The organism is Streptomyces sp. NPDC060064, from assembly GCF_042736455.1.
GTDB lineage: Bacteria > Actinomycetota > Actinomycetes > Streptomycetales > Streptomycetaceae > Streptomyces.
In genome coordinates this window covers 38,254-53,451 of record NZ_JBHWWF010000022.1, presented here as the reverse complement: position 1 = coordinate 53,451, position 15,198 = coordinate 38,254, and the positions used below count along the sequence as shown (strand labels likewise).

The window sequence follows — 15,198 nt, the reverse complement described above, 5'->3', positions numbered from 1 at the left end:
ATGGACTCTCTCAACTCCCTCATCGACGGTTTCGGTACGGCGCTGACCCCCGTCAATCTGCTCTGGGCGGCGATAGGCGTGCTGCTCGGCACGGCAATCGGCGTACTGCCCGGAATCGGCCCGGCGATGGCGGTGGCGCTGCTGCTGCCGGTGACGTACGGACTCGAACCGACCGGCGCGTTCATCATGTTCGCCGGCATCTACTACGGCGCGATGTTCGGCGGTTCCACGACGTCGATCCTGCTCAACACGCCCGGTGAGAGCGCCGCCGTGGTCGCCGCCCTCGAAGGCAATCCCATGGCGAAGGCCGGACGCGGCGCACAGGCCCTCGCGGCCGCCGCCGTCGGACACTTCGCCGGCGGCATGATCGGCACCATCCTGCTGGTCCTACTCGCCCCGACCGTCGCCGAACTGGCCGTGGACATCGGCGCACCCGACTACTTCGCGATCATGGTGCTGGCCTTTGTCGCGGTGACGTCGGTACTGGGCTCGTCCCGTATTCGCGGGCTCGCGTCGCTGCTCATCGGTCTGACCCTGGGCCTCGTCGGCCTGGACCAGATGACCGGCCAGCAGCGGCTCACCTTCGGCTCGCTCCAGCTCGCCGACGGCATCGACGTCGTGATTGTCGCGGTCGGTCTCTTCGCGATCGGCGAGGCACTGTGGGTCGCGGCCCATCTGCGGCGCAGCAGCGGAGAAGCCATCCCGGTCGGCCGGCCCTGGCTCGCCAAGTCCGATGTCAGGCGCACCTGGAAGTCCTGGCTGCGCGGCCCCGTCATCGGCTTCCCGTTCGGCGCGATCCCGGCCGGCGGCGCGGAGATCCCCACCTTCCTCTCGTACGTCACCGAGAAGCGGCTCTCCAAGCACAAGGAGGAGTTCGGCAAGGGCGCCATCGAGGGTGTGGCAGGACCGGAGTCGGCGGCCTCGGCCTCGGCGGCGGGCACCCTGGTGTCGATGCTGACGCTGGGCCTGCCCACGACCGCCGTCGCGGCCGTGATGCTGGCCGCCTTCCAGCAGTACGGAATCCAGCCGGGACCGCTGCTCTTCGAGCGCGAGCCCGACCTGGTGTGGGGTCTGATCGCCTCGCTCTTCGTCGGCATGGTGCTGCTGCTCGCGCTGAACCTGCCGCTGGCGCCGGTCTGGGCGAAGCTGCTGCGCATCCCGCGCCCGTACCTCTACGCGGGAATCATGTTCTTCGCGGCGGTCGGCGCGTACGCGGTCGGCGGCGAGGCACTCGACCTGGTCATCCTGCTGATCATCGGTCTGATCGGCTTCGGTATGCGGCGGTACGGACTTCCCGTGCTGCCGGCGGTGATCGGAGTCATTCTCGGCCCGGCCGCGGAGCAGCAGCTGCGCCGTGCGCTGCAGATCAGCGACGGCAGCGTCAGCGGACTGGTCAACACGCCGTTCTCAGTGACGGTGTACGCCGTGATCCTGATTCTGGTGGCGTGGCCCTGGCTGAGGAAGCTGATCGTACGGAGCCGCCGTAACGTATCGGCATGACCGATGACATCCGTCCCGCCGCCCTGGACGACGTACCGCTGGTGAAGGCCGTGACCGATGCGGCCTACCACCACTACATCGAACGGATCGGCGTCGTGCCTGCCCCGATGGAGGCGGACCACACGGCCGAGGTGGCGGCGGGGCGGGTGTTCGTGGTCGGCGATCCGGTTCAAGGAGTCATCGTCCTGGTCCCGGAGGCCGGCCATCTGCTGCTGGAGTCGATCGCCGTCCATCCGGGCGCCCATGGCACGGGACTCGGCCGCAGGCTGCTGATCTTTGCCGAGGAGTACGCGGGTGAGCTGGGCCTGAGCGAGATCCGGCTGTATACGAACGCGCTGATGTGGGAGAACCAGCAGCTCTATCCGCGGTACGGGTACGAGGTGGTGGAACGGCGCGTGGACGGACCGTACGACCGGATTCACTACCGCAAGTCGCCGGTCCGGCCATCGGGCCACTGAGTGAGCCCCGCGAGTGCGGCCTACGAGCCGGTGTGACCGAGCGGTCCGGTCAACTCGCCGTCGCGGGCGAGGAGTTCGAGCTCGTCGAGTGCCCGGACGGCGCGGTCCGCCGCCTCCGGGTCACGGGTGGCGAGGCCGCTCTCCTCGAACTCGTCCTCGTCCAGGCGCAGTACGGACGACAGGTCCGCCGACACCCACAGATCGAGGTCCAGGTCCTCGACGACCAGCTCGCCGCCGTCGAGGAGGGCAGGGCGGGTGATGTCGCAGTACCAGCCCTTCAGCGTGCCGTCCCCGGCGCGGACCTCCTTCACCGCGTACCAGCGGTCCCGCCAGTAGTACTCGGTGAAGACATCACCGGGCTCGAACCGTACGAAGCCGAAGTCGCGCGTCCCCGCACCCGCCCACGGCGCGCGGACCGTGACGCGGTCGCCGTTGTCCTCGACCAGCTCGGCGGGATAGCGGATCTTGGTCCGGCCGGCCTTGACCAGCCGCACCTCAACCGAGGGTGCGGACATGACGTACCTCCGTCGCGCAGATCTCGTAGCCGAACCACTTGTTGATCGCCAGCATGGGGCCATTGTCCGCGTCATTGCTGGTGAACGCCTCCTTGTAGCCCGCGGCGCGGGCGCGGCGCAGCGAGTCGGTCTTGGCGAGCTTCGCGAATCCCCGCCCGCGGTGGGCGCGCAGCGTGCCCGTCATGCCGGACATATAGCGGGTGCTGCCGTCCGAGTGGGCCGCTGTGAAGGCAGCGACCTCGCCGCCCACGAGCACGACCGTGCTCAGATCGCGGTCGAGCAGCGGGTTGTTCCAGGTGTGGGTGATCCAGTCGTCGTAGTCGTCGAACTCCGCGCCGATGTCGCTGGGCTCGTCCGACGTGGCCTCGGCATCGGCCCTGAACATCGGCCGCGGATCGGCCTCGAAGTCCGCGGCGGTACGCAGCTCGACGCCCGCGGGCAGCTCGGGCATCGGCGGCAGCGTGCCGTTCGCCAGGTCAAGACGCTGGAAGTGGGCCGGACGGGTAGGCCGGTAGCCGTGCTTCTCCGCGAAGGCGCGGGACTCCGGCTCGTCCATCACCCAGGCATAGACGGTCCTCGCGCCCTCGGCCGTCAGATGCTCCTCGGCGGCGCGCAGAATCAGCGCACCCGCGCCTTGGCCACGGTGCTCCGGGTGGACGTGCGGAGTGACGAACGACTGACCCGGCTCACCGGAGTCGTACGCGATGCCGACATGGGCCGTGCCGATGATCTCCCCGTCCTTCTCGGCGATCAACAACCGGTACTTCTTGGCGGGGTTGGCGGACTGCACACCGAAGGCGACGGCCTCGGGTGTCGTCACCATGTAAGGCAGCGCGGCACGCCTGACGCGGGACACCGATGCGGCGTCAGCGAGGCGGAAATCGCGGACGATCAAGGTCATGGGTAGGGACGGTACGTGCCCGCCGGGTGGCGTCGCCTCTCATTTTCCGGCGGTGAGAGAGAATCGGCGGGTGACCCTGAAGATCGCCATTGATGCCGATGCGGATGTCGCTCCGTACGAACAGCTGCGTACCCAGGTCTCCGAGCAGGCGCGGTCGGGCGCACTGCCGGTGGGCTACAAACTGCCGACTGTGCGCGGGCTTGCCGAGGACCTCGGTCTCGCCCCCAACACCGTTGCCAAGGCGTACCGCGCGCTGGAGACCGACGGAGTGATCGAGACCCGAGGCCGGAACGGCACGTTCATCGCGGCTGCGGGCGACGCGGCCGAGCGCCGGGCGGCCGCGGCCGCGGCGGCGTACGCCGAGCAGGCGCACCGCCTGGGCCTGACCCGCGCCGCCGCGCAGTCGGCGGTGGAGGAAGCGCTGCGCGCGGCGTACGGGAAGTAGGAGGAGTCCGCCGCCACTTGCGGGCCCCGGGCTCACGCGTCCGGGCCCACGCTGAGCGGTGGCGCGGCTGTGGGCTCGCGCCGACGGTGCTCTCGCCATACGAAGGCGCGGCGGCGCACCCGCGCCGTCCGGCTCCGCCGTACGTCAGCAGACGTCGCACTCGCGCCGTCCGTGCTCGCGCCGTCCGTGCTCGCGCCGTCCGTGCTCGCGCCGTCCGTGCTCGCGCCGTCCGTGCTCGCGCCGTCCGGCTTCGCCGTATGCCAGCGGGTGCCGCGCACGCGGCGTTCATACCCGCGCCGTCCGGCTCCGCTCTACGCCAGCGGGCGCCGTACTCACGTCAATCGTGCTCGCGCGGTGCGTCGACGGTGCACCGTACGCGCGCCGTCCGGCTTCGCCGTATGCCGGCCAGGTGGCGTGCACGCGGTGTTCGTAGTCGCGGCGCGTCCGACTCCGCTCTACGCCATCGGGCGCCGTGCACGCGGCGTTCATACCCGCGCCGTCCGGCTCCGCTACGCCGGCGGGCGCCGTGCTCGCGCGGTACGCCGACGGGTGCACCGTACTCGCGCCGTCACGCTCACGCCGTACGACAGCGGTGCGTCGCGCTCACGACGCACCACCCCTGCTCACAGATACAAGCCCGCGTCCGCGCCGTCGTTCTGGGCCGGGACCGAGGCCGGGCTGCTGCCGCGGCGCAGTGCGTAGAGCTCGGCCAGTGTCGCGCCCTCGCGGCCCACGCCCTCCTCCGTGCCCAGCCAGTTCACCGACTCCTTGCGGGTCAGCGAGCCCACCTCGATCCGGGCCAGACAGCGCCCCGGGCGGACCACCGCCGGGTGGAGGCGTTCCAGGTCCTCGTTGGTCGTCACGCCCACCAGGACGTTACGGCCCTGGCCCAGCAGGCCGTCCGTGAGATTCAGCAGCCGGGACAGCGCCTGGCCCGCGGTGTGCTTGGCCTCGCCGCGGATCAGCTCGTCGCAGTCCTCGAGCAGCAGCAGCCGCCAGCGGCCCTTCGACGTGCCCTCGTCCTCGCCGATCGCGATGTCCATCAGATAGCCGACGTCGTTGAAGAGCCGCTCCGGGTCGAGTACGCAGTCGACCTGGCACCAGTCACGCCAGGAGCGGGCCAGGGTCCGCAGCGCCGAGGTCTTGCCGGTGCCCGGCGGGCCGTGCAGGAGGAGCAGCCGGCCGGAGATGTCGTCCGGCGTGACCTTCATCAGCTGGTCCATCGCGTCGGCCACCGGCGCCGTGTAGTTGGGCCGGACCTCCTCCCAGGTGCCCGCGGCGATCTGGCGCGTGGTGCGGTGCGGACCGCGCCGCGGCGAGACGTACCAGAACCCCATGGTGACGTTCTCCGGCTGCGGTTCCGGCTCGTCGTGGGCGCCGTCCGTCGCCTGGCCCAGGACCTTTTCGGCCAGCTCGGAGCTGACCGCCGTGACGGTGACGTCGGCGCCCCGGTTCCAGCGGGATACCAGCAGCGTCCAGCCGTCCCCCTCGGCGAGAGTGGCGCTGCGGTCGTCGTCGCGCGCGGAGCGCAGTACGGAGGCGGCCGGCGGCAGCAGCGTGGCGCCGGGCTTGACGCGGTCGATGGTGGAGCTGTGGGAGTACGGCTGCTCGCCCGTCGCGAAGCGGCCGAGGAAAAGCGCGTCGATGACATCCGAAGGCGAATCGCTGTCGTCGACGTTGAGCCGGATCGGCAGAGCGTCCTGAGGCTTGGCAGACATGCGGCCATGATCCGGCACGGGGCCGCTGAGCGCACGGTGTTTTGACCGGTGGCGCGCCCGGGGCCGGTCGGCGGCCGGTTCCGGCATCAGCCACCGGGCCGGCGGAGCCGCCCACCGGCCCGGCGGAGCAGCCCGCCCGTCCTGCGGGCCCCGCGCACCAGCGCGTAACCCTTGGTCATCGCACGGTCCTTGGCGAAGTTCCGGGCGATTGATCTGCCGACGACGAGCCGCTCGAACTCCTCGATGTCCGTGCCGCGCCGCACGGTCACCCGCTCCAGGGCGTACGGCCCCTGCCGGCGCACGGCGAGTGCGTTGCCCACGGCGAGCGACTGCGCGAAACCGGCCGCGCGGACCGTACGCCGTACCCGGCGGCTGGAGTAGCCGTACGGATAGGCGAAGGAGACCGGCCCGGTGCCCAGTTCGTCGGCGATGATGTCCCGGCAGCGGACCGTCTCGTACCAGAGGCGGCCGTCGTCGAGCTGGTCGAGCTGCGGATGGGTGTGGGTGTGGCCGCCGATCTCCGTGCCGGCGGCGGCCAGTTCGCGCACCTGGTCCCAGTCGAGCATGGTGTCGAGCGCACCGCCCTCGTCGTAGGCGCCGCGCAGCCACCCGGTCGAGACGAACAGCGTCGACACGAAGCCGTGTTTGGCGAGGGCGGGGAGGGCGTGCCGGTGCACACCCTCGTAACCGTCGTCGAAGGTGATCAGCACGGGACGGCGCGGCAACGGGCCGCCGCCCGACCGCCAGGCAGCGCCCAGCTGCGCGGTGGTGACCGGCGTGAACCCGCGCTCGCCGAGCAGCTCCATCTGCTCGGCGAAGGCGTCGGGCGAAACGGAGAGACCGTACGCGGCCTTCGCCGGGCGGTGTCCGACCGCGTGGTACATCAGAATGGGCACCGGCTGGTTCACTCGGGTTCACCTCGCGATGCAGCAAGGGGACCGGACGAGAACGTGGCGCCGCCCCGGCGGGCCCGCACGCTCCCCACCACATAGCCGCCCGCCGCCGCCGCGACCCCGGTGACGATCGCGCCCGCCCGGCCCGCACCGCCACGCCGCCCCAGCAGCACGTCGCGCAGCCCGCGCACGACTCCGGCCGGCAGGACCCGCGTGGTGTAGCGGCGCTCGGACTCGAGTCCCCTGGCCGCGCCCACACTCCGGGCCACGAGCGCCTTGGAGAGGCCCTCGGCGTAGGCGCGGGTGCGGAAGTAGCCGAACCGCTCCCGGACGGCAGGCACCTTGTGGTGGATCACCGCGCGGTCGTCGATCAGGAGCACCGCGTCCGGCAGCGCCTTGGCGAGCCGGATGCACAGCTCGGTCTCCTCGCAGCCCAGCGGCCGTTTGTCACCGTCCCGTCCGATCCCCGTGGCGAAGCCGCCCGAGGCGTCGAAGGCGCTGCGCCGGAAGGAGGCGTTGCCGCCCAGGACGTTACGGACGCGTACCTTGCCGGGCGGCAGCCCCCGGTAGGTACAGCCGACGACCCAGTCGAACTCCTCGGGGAACCAGACCGGTCGGCGGCCCGATGCCCAGGCGGCCATCGTCCGCCCGCCGACGGCCATCACCTGCCGGTCGTCGTACCCCTCGGCGAAGTACCGCAGCCAGTCACGCTCGGCCACGGCGTCGTCGTCGAGGAAGGCGACAAACTCGCCGCGGGCGGCGGCGATCCCCGTGTTGCGGCCGGCGGAGAGGCCGCGGGGGCCCGCGTTGGCGAGCACCCGCACCTCCTCACCGTCTGCCGCGCTTTCCTTGTACTCCTTGCCGAGCCGTTCGAGCAGCGCCGCGTTGTGGTCGACCACGAGCAGCGTCTCGAGAGCCGGCAGTGACTGGGCCCGTACCGAGTCGACGGCCGCCAGGATGTCCTCCCAGCGGTCCTCGGTGTAGACGCAGATCACCACGGAGAAGGCGCGGTCGCTCAAGACGCCTCTCCCCGCGGAATCCTGAGGCTGAGCGTCGCCGACGCACGACGGCGGGCTGCTCTTCCCACGCCTTTCTCCTTGAGTATCACTCTGAGGACCCGCAGTCCGTCCCGTACGGCGCTGAGGTTGCTGACGCCGTGGATGCGGAGGTACTCGTGGCTGGGGACCTCCTGGACCCGCAGCCCGGCCTTGACGACCCGGATGTTCATCAGGGTCTCGATCTCGAAGCCGGTGCAGTCCAGCGTGATGCTGTCCAGGCAGTGCTTCCAGAAGGCGTTGTAGCCGTAGCAGAGATCGGTGTAGCGGGCCCCGAACTTGGCGTTGACGACCGCGCACAGCACCCAGTTGCCGAGCTTGCGGATCGGAGTCATGTCGTCGGTGCCACCGCCGTTGGCGAAACGCGAGCCCTTGGCGAAATCGGCGCCGGAGACCAGTGCGGAGACATACGAGACGATCTCCTGGCCGTCCGCCGAACCGTCGGCGTCGACCATCACGATGATGTCGCCGGTGCAGGCGGCGAATCCGCTGATGAGGGCATCCCCTTTGCCCTTGCCGACCTGCTTCACGACCTTGACGTCCGGCCACAGTTCGCGAGCGACCTGGACGGTGTTGTCGCTGGAATTCCCGTCGACCAGAACGACTTCATGAATCCAGTCGGGAAGGGTCTTGAAGACGTACGGAAGATTCTCCGCCTCATTCATTGCGGGGATCACGACGCTCACGGGCGGAGTGATCGCGAGATGCGAGGAGATCGGGCGGTAGGTGGCGGATATTCGGCCGATTCCGCGCACCGGTCCTTCCGGATCAACGGCTGTTTCGGCGCTGTCCTCGTGGTGCGACGGTGCGTGGTGCGACGGTTCGGTGAACGGATCTTGCCCCGGAGCGGCCGGGCGCAGGACTGAGCTCATGAGTCTGTTTCCCTCTCCACCGGTGGACCGCCCGCCCCCGGGCAGTCCGGATGAGTTTCCGGTTTGAAAGGGGGGTACTTCTCACCCCGGCCATGACGGCATAACGCTCCCTGCCTGGTTGGGTGAGCTGGCAAAACAGGCCGCGCGGTGTACGGCTCGGAATGAGCGCGAAAACCGAGCACGGCACCCCCCTACCGCGCCCCGCTCCGGATCCATCGCGACGCTTGAGCCCTCCCCTAGAGCCGCTTTGCATGATGAACCGTTGCGGGTGGATGTACGACGGTATTGATGATTAGGACTGTATGGCAAGACCTGGGACATGACCCCGCTTTTTTACTTTTTTGGTACCACTTCGGTGGTCAGATGTGGAACCGTCCCGATCGGATCTTCTTGATCCCTTTCGTCAATCGATCTGCCGGGTTGATGAGTTACGGCTTCCGCATTCGCCGGCCCAGTGCCCAGAGGAAGAGCAGAGCGGTGATCGCGGCCACCGCGATGATCCCTCCGCCGACCGTCAGGGTGTGCGGGGACGACCTGGTCCGAGCCACCAGCAGATCGATGACGAGCGCCCCGGCCGCTGCAGTGGTGGCGCGGGCAGCCGGGGCCGGCCGTGACAGCGCCGCGGCGATGCCGCAGGCCGGTCCGGCGAACAGGAAGAAGAGGATGAACGGCGCGCGCAGCGGCGACCGGACGTCGGCGAGCGCCAGCGCGACGCCCACCCCCGAGATGGCGACCGCGATGCCCGCGAGCACCGGCAGCAGGTCTGTCCGGACAGCTGTCGGCTTGTCTCCGAAGTTCTGCATGACCGACTTACCCCCCAAGGCGTCGGATGCCAGGTCTCAATGCTGCGCAGCCGCCGACGCTCCGTCAAGAAGTTCTCACGGAAAAGTCTTGGCATGGACACTTCCGGTGAAGTATGGGGCCTGCTACGAAAGTTGTGGCAGAGATCCTGCTAAAGGGAGGTTCCATGAAACTGTCCCGAATCGCGGCATTCTCATCCTCACTCCTCCTCGGCGCCGTACTCGCTCTCACCGGAGCCGGCCAGGCGCAAGCGTCGGACACCGCCCTGGCGCTCGACTACGTGGCCCTCGGCGACTCCTACTCATCGGGTCTCGGGGCCGGCAGCTACGACAGCGCAAGCGGCAACTGCAAGCGCAGCAGCCGTGCCTATCCCAAACTCTGGGCGGCCGCGCATTCACCCTCGTCGTTCGGGTTCACCGCTTGCTCGGGCGCTCGTACGGGTGATGTCACGGCCGGTCAGCTCGGCCCCCTCAACTCCGCGACCGACCTCGTCTCGATCACCATCGGCGGCAATGACGCCGGCTTCTCCGACGTCATGACCACCTGCGTCCTGCAGTCCGAGTCCAGCTGCATCAACCGGATCAACCAGGCGAAGAGCTACGTCGACTCGACCCTGCCCGGCAAGCTCGACTCGGTCTACTCGGCGATCAGATCCAAGGCACCGGCGGCCCAGGTCGTCGTCCTCGGCTACCCCCGCTTCTACAAGCTCGGCGGCAGCTGCATCGCCGGACTGAGCGAGAACGAACGGTCCGCGATCAACGGGGCCGCGAACTATCTCAACGCCGCCATCGCGAAGCGCGCCGCCGACCACGGCTACGACTTCGCGGATGTCGCACCCGCCTTCAACGGACACGAGATCTGCTCCGGGTCGGCCTGGCTGCACAGCCTCAACTGGCTCAACATCAGCGAGTCCTACCACCCCACCTCGTCCGGACAGTCCGGCGGCTACCTGCCCGTCTTCACCTCCCACGCCTGACCGTCACGGTCAGCCCGACCCTGTCGTTCCGTATGTGTTGGCCGTGTAGGAGCCCCCGTCCGTCGGGGTCTCCTGCGCACACGTGACCGAGAAGTCGATCCAGTTGGAGCGCACCTCGACCGGACTCCGGATTTCCACCCGGATCTGGTCGTGGTGTGTCCCGTTCGGCTCGTAGGTCAGCTCGATGTGGTTGACCTGCTGCTGCCTGCCGCCCCCCGCCCCGAAGTCCAGCGTCTTCCAGCCGGAGTCGGAGCTCTCCCCGCTCCTGGTCGCCCAGCGGTACTCGACAGCCGCCGGAGTGCGGCCGACCGTGATCGTCGCCCTGAAGGCCGGAGCCTCCGCCTCGGGCGGCGGACAGCTGCCCGAGTAACTTCCGTGCACGGTCCGGGCGTAGACCTTCACGCTCTGCGGCGGCGTGTGCGCGCCGCCGTTGCCGCCAGTGGCCGCGTTGGACCCATTGCCTGCGTTGGCCGACCCGCCGTCCGTACCTGCGCCCGTACCTGCGCCCGTACCGGCGCCCGTGCCGCCGTCCGTGGTGCCGCCGTCCGGTCCGCCGCTGCTCGGGGGCGTGCTGCCCGGACTGGCGGTGCCGGCACTCCCGCCCGCGGGTGCCGTGCTGCCGCTGTTGTCCGATCCGCCCAGGTCCTTGCCCTTGTTGACCAGAGCCCAGGCGAGGCCGCCGACCGCGAGAAGCAGTACCGCCACACCGGCGACCAGCGCCGTGGCCGCCTGCCGCGAGCGGTCCCGCGGCACTCCCGTCGTCGCCGTTGTCGCGGGCGTCGGTGGCGGACCGAACGACGCAGGCCCCGGGGCCGGTGCGGCCGGCGAGGCCGCCACCGTAGGGCTGTACGGACCGGGGGAGGGGGGAGGTGCGGTACGCGCGCCGCCACCCGCGGCCACCACCCGCAGCTGATGCTCGGCCTCCGCCGCCGAGAGCCGGTCCGCCGGATCCTTGCGCAGCAGCCCCGCGATGACCGGCTCCAGCGCACCGGCCCTGCGGGGCGGCGGCAGCTCCTCGTCGACGACGGCGCGCAGCGTGCTGAGCGGAGTGTTCTGCCGGAACGGGGAGTTGCCCTCGACCGCGGCGTACAGCAGCACTCCGAGCGACCACAGATCCGACTCGGGCCCCGGAGTGCGCCCCAGCGCGCGCTCGGGCGCGAGGAATTCGGGAGAGCCGATCAGCTCGCCCGTCATCGTGAGATTGGAGGTCCCCTCGACCATGGCGATCCCGAAGTCCGAGAGCACCACCCGGCCGTCATTGGCGATGAGTACGTTCCCCGGCTTCACGTCGCGGTGCAGCACACCCGCCTCGTGCGCGGCGCGCAGGGCCGCGAGAATCTCGGCGCCGATGTGGGCCGCGCGCTGCGGGGTGATCGGCCCCTCCGCGTCGAGCACATCGGAGAGCGCGAGCCCGCGCACCAGCTCCATCACGATCCAGGGCCGGCCGTCCTCGGTCGCCACGTCGTAGACGGTCACCACATTGCGGTGCGAGATCCGGCCCGCCGCCCATGCCTCCCGCTCCAGGCGTGCGTAGAGCCGCCGCTCGTCGGCACCGCCGAGTCCGGCGGGAGCGCGGACCTCCTTGACGGCGACCTCGCGTATCAGCACTTCGTCGCGGGCCCGCCACACGACGCCCATCCCGCCCTCGCCCAGCGGGCTCAGCAGTCGGTAGCGCCCCGCGACCAGCCGCTCATCGCCCGGCACTTCGCTCACAGCGAGCCCCCATCCGTAGCAGAGCAACTACCCCAAGTTAGCTCACGCAAGGGCTGTTGCCGCCCCCTTGAGCGCCAATCCGCATCCGAGGGCGAGTACCACGCACGCCGTGCCGAGCGGCAGTACGCGCTGCACGGCGGAGAACATCTTTCCCTTGCGGAGGCTCCTTTCGCGGAGAAGGCGGGAGGCCCGGTCGCCCAGCCGGACGGCTGCGAAGCCGGCGGCGGTGAGGGTGAGGGCGAGGCCGGCGCCGTACGCGAGGACGAGCAGCAGACCGAACCAGGCGCGGCCCAGAGCGGCGGCGCCGACGAGCACGACGACGGCGGAGGGACTGGGGACGAGTCCGCCGGCGAAGCCGAGCAGGAGGGTGGAGCGGAGACTCAGCGTGCGGTGGTCGTGGGTGTGGCCATGGCTGTGTCCGTGTCCGTGCGTGTGCCCATGGCCGTGTCCGTGCTCGGCCGAGTGCGTATGTCCGTCGCCGTGCTCGTGCGCGTGGTCGTGCCCGTGACTGTGTCCGTGACCATGTCCGTGGCTGTGTCCGTGCGCATGACCGCGGTTCCGCCAGGCTCTGCGCACCAGTACCGCTCCCGCCACGGCCACCAGCACTCCGCTCGCGACGCCCAGCCACGCCACCACCGACGGCGCAGCCGCCGAGCCCGCGGCGATCAGCGCGCCGAGCGCGAACACTCCGAGCGTGTGCGTGACCGTCACCGACGCACCCAGCGACAGGACGTCGCGCAGCGAGTTCCGTCCGCCGGCCGCCGCGGCGGCCGCCATCACGGTCTTGCCGTGGCCCGGCGCGAGCGCGTGCAGCGCACCGAGCAGCAACGCGGTCGCCAGGGCCAGCGCGGCGAATCCCGCGGTCAGTTCGCGCCGGGCCACCAGCCCGGTCAGCGCCTGTGTCCAGCGATCCGCGCCGCGCGGCAGTACGGAGGCCGGGGCCACCGCCTCCCCGGGTCGGTCCGCCGCCGCCGGGGCGCCGCCCGGAGTGACCGAGAGCTCGGCCGCCCTCTGGTCCGGCGCCGAGGAGAGCTGGCCGTTCGGGTACACCGTCAGCCGCCGTGACGTCGTTGCCTTCGGCACGTCGGAGGAGGCGAGCGTCATCCGGTCCCCGCGGGCCGTGATCTCCCGCCAGCCCGGACCCTTGTCGCCGCCCGGCGCTCGGAAGGCGATCGTCTGCCGCCCTTCCGGCAGTGCGGCCGTCAGCCTGCACTCGACGCGGAGCGTCGGCAGCCCGGCCTGTCCGGGGCGTACTTCGGCGCGGCTCGCGCCGGATGTGAGCGCAGTCGTCTGTCGCTCGACGGTGACCTGGCTGTCCTGCGCCGCGTCCCGGCAGCGGCCCTGTGCCCACGCCGACAGTTCATCCGTGGACATCTTCCGGTCGCCGTCCCGGTCGATCTTGGAACGCGCCTGGGCGGCGGGTATCTCCGCGAGGTCCTCGACATGATCGATGCTCAGCAGCTTCGGGGCGACGAGAAGCCCGTCGTACCGGTTGACCGTGAAGTTGCCCAGAGGGTGCGCGGCGGCAGTCCCCGCGGGCAGCAGCGCGAGCGCCGCCCCGGCGACGAGCACCGCCGCGCCGGCGACGGTGGTACGCCTCCTCATGACGCCTCCAGTGCCTTCAGTGCGGCACGAGCCGCACGCGAACCGGTCGGTGAGAAGCCCGGGTTGACCTTCAGGGCGGCTGCGAGGGAGGTCCGGGCCGCCGCGGTCTTGCCCGCGGCGCGTTCGATCATGCCGCGGTGGTACAGGAACACCGCGTTGCGGCAGCCGGGCGGTGCGGACTTCCCGACGTACGAAAGGGCCTCGGTGGAGCGGCCGTTCACCTGCAGCGCCCAGGCCAGGGCGTCCGCGGTGTGCACGGTCTGTCGCTGCTTCCACTCGGCGCGTGCGGCGCGCAGCGCCTCGGGCCGGTCGCCGTGGTCCGCGAGAGCCAGGGCGGTGTCCAGATCGGTGTCCACGCCGTTGGCGCGGGCCAACTCGGTCCAGGTGCCGATCAGTTCGTACTGGGCGCGGGCCTCGGCCGTACGTCCGCGGGCCTCGTACACCTCACCGAGCGCCACCAGCTGACCCGGCAGCGGCAGCCGCTCCACCACGTCTTCGAGCCCGCGCTCGGCGGTCTTTGTGTCGCCCTGCGCGGCCTGGATGCGGGCCCGGCCCTCCAGGGCGGGCAGATACGCGGGATCGGCGGCCAGTGCGGTAGCGAACCGGCGCAGCGCCGGAGCGTATGCGCCCTGGGTCCACTCCAGTTGGCCGAGAGCGGTGGCCACATACGCGGTGTCGCCGGGGGAGACGGCCGAGTCGAGTGCGCGGCCGAGCACCCGGCGCGCGCCGGCGATGTCGCCGCGCAGCTCCAGGACGTACGCATAGCGCGTGAAGACGGGGATGCCGGGGCGGCGGCCGTCGGCCTCTTCGGCTGCCGCCAACGCCTTTGGGTAGTTGCCCAGTTCGACGAGGGCGTCGATCCGGGAGGCGAGAGCCCGCTCGCTGAAGGGATTGACCTTCAGCGCCGCTTCCGCGTCCCGCAGCGCGCCGTGGAAATCGTGCCGCGCCGCCGCGAGCGCGGCGCGACCGGCAAGCGCCGCGTCGTTGTCCTGCGGCTGGAGAGCGAGGGAGCGGTCGAGCGCCTTGCCGGCCTGCGGATACCGGGTCGGGTCGCCGCCGGTCCTGGCCTGCTCCACATAGGCGGTGCCCAGGGTCGCCCACCCCCGGGCGTCCTTGGGCTGGGCCCGCAGATGCGCCTGGAGGCCGGCGACCCCGTGCGCGAGGTCACCGGTGGCGATCCGGTCGAACGGCGCGTCTGCCGCGGGCGCGGCGGTGGGTGCGGTCGGGGGCGCCTCGTCCGCCTGCCCGAAGGCGAGAGCGCCCGCGGTGAGCACGAGCGCGAGCGCCCCGGCGGGCAGGAGAACTCCCCGGACCCGCCCGGCCCCGGCCGCCCCGGCCCCGGCCGCCCTCGGGCCGGCCCCGGGCCCGGCGGAGGCGCCGGTTTCGCGGCTCCCGCCGGAGCCGTCGGCGAGCGCCGTCTCGGCATGCCCGCCCGACGTCTTTGGGCCGGGCCCGGCCGGGCCGCCCGCTTCGCGGCTTCCGACGGAGCGGTGCGCGAGCCTCGCCCCGGCGCGGGCGAGTATCGACGGCCGACTCCCCGGCGCCGACGCCGGGTCGTCGTCATGCCCGCCCGGCACCACGGGGTCGAGCACGGCCGGTGTCGCCGCGTCGAGCCCGCCCGGCGTGCCCGCCTCGCCGTGCCGGGTGGCCCGGCCGGCGAGCCGGGGACCTATGCGCCCCGACGGAGCAGGATTGCCGGGGAGCGGCGGCGCCGCTCCTGCTCGCGCCCTTCGCAGGGACATCTGT

The 15,198-nt window shown here is 71.2% G+C and carries 15 protein-coding genes; 4 read left to right on the top strand and 11 right to left on the bottom strand.

Features of this window, described 5'->3' with window-relative positions; all coding sequences use genetic code 11:
* The gene (locus ACFWDI_RS25040; protein WP_385307001.1) at positions 1-1,500 is read left to right on the top strand and encodes a tripartite tricarboxylate transporter permease; all 1,500 of its coding nucleotides are present in this window, start codon (positions 1-3) and stop codon (positions 1,498-1,500) included.
* Complete coding sequence (locus tag ACFWDI_RS25035) at positions 1,497-1,958, top strand: GNAT family N-acetyltransferase (RefSeq protein ID WP_385307000.1); 462 nt, start codon at positions 1,497-1,499, stop codon at positions 1,956-1,958. Before ACFWDI_RS25040 ends, ACFWDI_RS25035 begins: the two co-directional genes overlap by 4 nt.
* A gap of 20 nt (positions 1,959-1,978) precedes the next feature.
* On the opposite strand, the gene ACFWDI_RS25030 is transcribed toward ACFWDI_RS25035, so the two are convergent.
* Both ACFWDI_RS25030 and ACFWDI_RS25025 read right to left on the bottom strand, forming a co-directional pair.
* Positions 1,979-2,473: a DUF402 domain-containing protein gene (locus ACFWDI_RS25030; protein WP_385306998.1), complete on the bottom strand. Its 495-nt coding sequence runs from the start codon at positions 2,471-2,473 to the stop codon at positions 1,979-1,981.
* On the bottom strand, positions 2,454-3,374 hold the full coding sequence (locus tag ACFWDI_RS25025; protein ID WP_385306996.1) for a GNAT family N-acetyltransferase: 921 nt from the start codon (positions 3,372-3,374) through the stop codon (positions 2,454-2,456). The genes ACFWDI_RS25030 and ACFWDI_RS25025 overlap by 20 nt, the downstream gene beginning before the upstream one ends.
* A gap of 70 nt (positions 3,375-3,444) precedes the next feature.
* On the opposite strand from ACFWDI_RS25025, the gene ACFWDI_RS25020 reads away from it, so the two are divergent.
* The gene (locus ACFWDI_RS25020; protein ID WP_385306995.1) at positions 3,445-3,819 is read left to right on the top strand and encodes a GntR family transcriptional regulator; all 375 of its coding nucleotides are present in this window, start codon (positions 3,445-3,447) and stop codon (positions 3,817-3,819) included.
* A gap of 32 nt (positions 3,820-3,851) precedes the next feature.
* On the opposite strand, the gene ACFWDI_RS25015 is transcribed toward ACFWDI_RS25020, so the two are convergent.
* The 6 genes from ACFWDI_RS25015 to ACFWDI_RS24990 form a co-directional block, all read right to left on the bottom strand.
* Positions 3,852-4,097 carry a hypothetical protein gene (locus ACFWDI_RS25015; RefSeq protein WP_385306993.1) on the bottom strand — a complete coding sequence of 82 codons (246 nt, stop codon included), beginning with the start codon at positions 4,095-4,097 and terminating at the stop codon, positions 3,852-3,854.
* Between the two features lie 345 nt (positions 4,098-4,442).
* Entirely contained in the window at positions 4,443-5,537 is a 1,095-nt protein-coding gene (locus ACFWDI_RS25010; protein ID WP_327322539.1) for a DUF5925 domain-containing protein, read from the bottom strand.
* Positions 5,538-5,623: 86 nt separating this feature from the next.
* The gene (locus ACFWDI_RS25005) at positions 5,624-6,421 is read right to left on the bottom strand and encodes a polysaccharide deacetylase family protein (protein WP_385307109.1); all 798 of its coding nucleotides are present in this window, start codon (positions 6,419-6,421) and stop codon (positions 5,624-5,626) included.
* Between the two features lie 20 nt (positions 6,422-6,441).
* Positions 6,442-7,449, bottom strand: a complete 1,008-nt coding sequence (locus ACFWDI_RS25000; protein ID WP_385306991.1) for a glycosyltransferase family 2 protein — start codon at positions 7,447-7,449, stop codon at positions 6,442-6,444.
* Positions 7,446-8,357, bottom strand: a complete 912-nt coding sequence (locus ACFWDI_RS24995; RefSeq protein WP_385306989.1) for a glycosyltransferase family 2 protein — start codon at positions 8,355-8,357, stop codon at positions 7,446-7,448. Before ACFWDI_RS24995 ends, ACFWDI_RS25000 begins: the two co-directional genes overlap by 4 nt.
* A 428-nt stretch (positions 8,358-8,785) precedes the next feature.
* Positions 8,786-9,160 carry a hypothetical protein gene (locus ACFWDI_RS24990; RefSeq protein WP_385306988.1) on the bottom strand — a complete coding sequence of 125 codons (375 nt, stop codon included), beginning with the start codon at positions 9,158-9,160 and terminating at the stop codon, positions 8,786-8,788.
* A gap of 164 nt (positions 9,161-9,324) precedes the next feature.
* Between ACFWDI_RS24990 and ACFWDI_RS24985 the strand changes: the two genes are divergently transcribed.
* Positions 9,325-10,134: an SGNH/GDSL hydrolase family protein gene (locus tag ACFWDI_RS24985; protein WP_385306986.1), complete on the top strand. Its 810-nt coding sequence runs from the start codon at positions 9,325-9,327 to the stop codon at positions 10,132-10,134.
* 9 nt (positions 10,135-10,143) lie between these two features.
* Here the strand turns inward: ACFWDI_RS24985 and ACFWDI_RS24980 are convergent, their stop codons facing one another.
* From ACFWDI_RS24980 to ACFWDI_RS24970, 3 genes are read right to left on the bottom strand one after another with little or no spacing between them, the layout of a single operon-like run.
* Entirely contained in the window at positions 10,144-11,847 is a 1,704-nt protein-coding gene (locus ACFWDI_RS24980; RefSeq protein WP_385306984.1) for a serine/threonine-protein kinase, read from the bottom strand.
* Positions 11,848-11,889: 42 nt separating this feature from the next.
* The gene (locus ACFWDI_RS24975) at positions 11,890-13,452 is read right to left on the bottom strand and encodes a nickel transporter (RefSeq protein WP_385306983.1); all 1,563 of its coding nucleotides are present in this window, start codon (positions 13,450-13,452) and stop codon (positions 11,890-11,892) included.
* Positions 13,449-15,194, bottom strand: coding sequence for a hypothetical protein (locus ACFWDI_RS24970; RefSeq protein WP_385306981.1), 1,746 nt, complete (start codon positions 15,192-15,194; stop codon positions 13,449-13,451). The genes ACFWDI_RS24975 and ACFWDI_RS24970 overlap by 4 nt, the downstream gene beginning before the upstream one ends.
* Positions 15,195-15,198 lie beyond the last annotated feature (4 nt).

Excerpts from the sequence above, each read along its gene's own strand:
- ACFWDI_RS25040 (WP_385307001.1), top strand. The coding sequence starts at position 1 with ATGGACTCTCTCAACTCCCTCATCGACGGTTTCGGTACGGCGCTGACC.
- ACFWDI_RS25035 (WP_385307000.1), top strand. The coding sequence starts at position 1,497 with ATGACCGATGACATCCGTCCCGCCGCCCTGGACGACGTACCGCTGGTG.
- ACFWDI_RS25030 (WP_385306998.1), bottom strand. The coding sequence starts at position 2,473 with ATGTCCGCACCCTCGGTTGAGGTGCGGCTGGTCAAGGCCGGCCGGACC.
- ACFWDI_RS25025 (WP_385306996.1), bottom strand. The coding sequence starts at position 3,374 with ATGACCTTGATCGTCCGCGATTTCCGCCTCGCTGACGCCGCATCGGTG.
- ACFWDI_RS25010 (WP_327322539.1), bottom strand. The coding sequence starts at position 5,537 with ATGTCTGCCAAGCCTCAGGACGCTCTGCCGATCCGGCTCAACGTCGAC.
- ACFWDI_RS25005 (WP_385307109.1), bottom strand. The coding sequence starts at position 6,421 with ATGTACCACGCGGTCGGACACCGCCCGGCGAAGGCCGCGTACGGTCTC.
- ACFWDI_RS24995 (WP_385306989.1), bottom strand. The coding sequence starts at position 8,357 with ATGAGCTCAGTCCTGCGCCCGGCCGCTCCGGGGCAAGATCCGTTCACC.
- ACFWDI_RS24990 (WP_385306988.1), bottom strand. The coding sequence starts at position 9,160 with ATGCAGAACTTCGGAGACAAGCCGACAGCTGTCCGGACAGACCTGCTG.
- ACFWDI_RS24985 (WP_385306986.1), top strand. The coding sequence starts at position 9,325 with ATGAAACTGTCCCGAATCGCGGCATTCTCATCCTCACTCCTCCTCGGC.
- ACFWDI_RS24975 (WP_385306983.1), bottom strand. The coding sequence starts at position 13,452 with ATGAGGAGGCGTACCACCGTCGCCGGCGCGGCGGTGCTCGTCGCCGGG.
- ACFWDI_RS24970 (WP_385306981.1), bottom strand. The coding sequence starts at position 15,194 with ATGTCCCTGCGAAGGGCGCGAGCAGGAGCGGCGCCGCCGCTCCCCGGC.